The 2844-nt window shown below is 72.6% G+C and carries 1 protein-coding gene and 1 pseudogene; both read right to left on the minus strand.

The window, feature by feature from the left end; genetic code table 11:
• A pseudogene (locus ACI379_RS13405) lies at positions 1-807 on the minus strand (hypothetical protein); the annotation flags it as partial.
• 159 nt (positions 808-966) lie between these two features.
• Positions 967-2844, minus strand: a 1878-nt coding sequence (locus tag ACI379_RS13410) for an ATP-dependent Clp protease ATP-binding subunit (RefSeq protein WP_439792592.1), incomplete at its 5' end; no start/stop codon positions are given.

Below are 2844 nucleotides of genomic sequence, written 5' to 3' on the forward strand. Positions count from 1 at the left end.
GTGGTACCCCTGCGGCGGGTACCCCTGCGGAGGCACCGGCTGCTGCCCGGGCTGCCCGCCGAGCGTGTACGGCTCACCGGGGGCGTGCGCGTACGGGCTGCCCTGGGGCGCCCCGACCCCCTCACCAGGCGGCGGCGCGACGGGACCCTGGGGCGGGTACGGCCCCTGCGCGGCACCGCCGGGACCCGCCAACCACCCCGGGTGGGCGGGAGCGGTCGAGCCGTCGCCCTGCGCCGGCGGCAGCGGGCGCGGGTCGGGGGCCTGCTGCCCGTCGTGCGGGGGTGCGCCGAGGCCGGCCGGCGGGCCGTACGCCCCGGGGCGCTGCTCGTGGCGCGGAGTCGGGACCTCGCGGGAGGCCGGCGGCGCCGGGGGCGTCCACACGCCGTCGCGGAACCACTCGCGCCCCGGCGGCATCCACAGGAACGTCACCGCGGCGGCGACCAGCGCGGTCAGGAACCCGCCGTTGAAGAGGCCGCTGAAGAAGAGGGGCACGGCCAGCACGGTCATCGCGAGCCGCGCCTGCGTGGAGCGCTGCATCGAGAACCAGGCGAGGATCCCGATCGCGACGGCGCACACCGCGCCGACCACGAGACTCCAGTACGACACCGTGAGGCCCTGCTCGACCGAGAGCCCGAACTGGCTCAGCGGCGGCTCGGAGACCATCTTCTCCACCGCCTCGCGCATCGGCAGCGAGCGCAGCTGGCCGACGGCCGAGAAGTTCTCCAGGACCACCATGACCGAGCCGGCGATGGCCAGGCCCGCGGCAAAGGTGACCTGGGGCGGGCGCTGCGTCGTCGGCTTGCTCACGGGGCCATTCCATCAGGGACGACCAACCGTCGCCGCAGGCGCGTCCCCCGTGGCTCCTCCGCGTAGCGCCGCTGAGCCGCCCCCGGAGCCGCCCCCGGGGCCGGACGCGACGACGGGGGCGGCCCCGCAGGACCGCCCCCGCACCGAGTCACCGAGTCGTCACACCGCCGTGAGCGCCAGTGCTCCGTCGGCCACGTCCACCCGTACGGCGCCACCGTCGGCGACCTCGCCGCCGATCAGCATCTTGGCCAGCGGGTCCCCGATCGCCGTCTGGATCAGGCGGCGCAGCGGCCGGGCACCGTACGCCGGGTCGTACCCGGTCTCGGCGAGCCAGTCGCGGGCCGCGTCACTGACCTCGATCGTGATCCGGCGCACCGCCAACCGCTTCTCCAGCAGCGCCAGCTGCAGGTCGACGATGTGGGCCAGCTCGCCCTGGGTGAGGGCCGAGAAGGTCACGATCTCGTCGAGGCGGTTGAGGAACTCGGGCTTGAACGCCTGCCGCACCACCGACATGACCGCCTCGCGCTTCGCCGACTCCTCCAGCGTCTGGTCGACCAGGTAGGTCGAACCCAGGTTGGAGGTGAGGATCAGCAGCGTGTTGCGGAAGTCGACGGTGCGCCCCTGACCGTCGGTGAGCCGGCCGTCGTCGAGCACCTGCAGCAGGATGTCGAAGACCTCCGGGTGGGCCTTCTCGACCTCGTCGAGCAGGACCACGCTGTACGGCCGGCGGCGCACCGCCTCGGTCAGCTGGCCACCCTCGTCGTAGCCGACGTACCCGGGAGGCGCACCGACCAGGCGCGAGACCGAGTGCTTCTCGGAGTACTCGCTCATGTCGATGCGGACGATCGCCCGCTCGTCGTCGAAGAGGAAGTCGGCCAGCGACTTGGCCAGCTCGGTCTTGCCGGTACCGGTGGGTCCCAGGAAGAGGAACGAGCCGGTCGGCCGGTTGGGGTCGCTGATGCCGGCGCGCGAGCGGCGTACGGCGTCGCTGACGGCCTGCACCGCCTCGGCCTGCCCGATCAGTCGCTCACCGATGAACGACTCCATCTCGAGCAGCTTGGCGGTCTCGCCCTGCAGCATGCGCCCGGTCGGGATGCCCGTCCAGGCCTCCACGACCTCGGCGATCTGCTCGGCGCCGACCTCCTCACCGACCAGCTTGTCGGTTGTCGCGGTGACCGACTCGGACTGCTCGACGGCGGCGATCTGCGCCTCCAGGGCCGGGATCCGGCCGTACTGGATCTCGCTCGCCTTGGCCAGGTCGCCCTCGCGGACGAGCCGGTCGGCCTCGATGCGCAGCTGGTCGAGCTGCTTGCGGAGCTCGCCCTCGCCCTCCAGGGACGCCTTCTCGGTCTCCCAGCGGGCCTCGAGGGCGCGCAGCTCCTCCTCGGAGTCGGCGAGCTCGGCCTTGAGGTGGGCCAGTCGCTCCACCGAGGCGTCGTCGGACTCCCGCTCGAGCGCGAACTGCTCCATCTTGAGCCGGTCGACCGCGCGACGCAGGGTGTCGATCTCCTCCGGGGAGGACTCGATCTCCATGCGCAGGCGGCTGGCGGCCTCGTCGACGAGGTCGATCGCCTTGTCGGGCAGCTGCCGTCCGGTGATGTAGCGGTCGGAGAGGGTGGCGGCGGCGACCAGCGCGGCGTCGGTGATCCGTACGCCGTGGTGGGCCTCGTACTTCTCCTGGATGCCGCGCAGGATCTGGATGGTGTCCTCGACGCTGGGCTCACCGACGAAGACCTGCTGGAAGCGGCGCTCCAGCGCCGGGTCCTTCTCGATCCGCTCGCGGTACTCGTCGAGGGTGGTCGCGCCGATCATGTGCAGCTCGCCGCGCGCCAGCATCGGCTTGAGCATGTTGCCGGCGTCCATGGATCCGTCGCCCGTGCCGCCGGCACCGACGACCGTGTGCAGCTCGTCGATGAACGTGATGACCTGGCCGCCGGCGTCCTTGATCTCCTCCAGGACCGCCTTGAGGCGCTCCTCGAACTCGCCGCGGTACTTCGCCCCGGCCACCATCGCGGCCAGGTCGAGGCTGAGCACCCG

It is taken from the genome of Nocardioides sp. (assembly GCF_051876515.1).
GTDB lineage: Bacteria > Actinomycetota > Actinomycetes > Propionibacteriales > Nocardioidaceae > Nocardioides.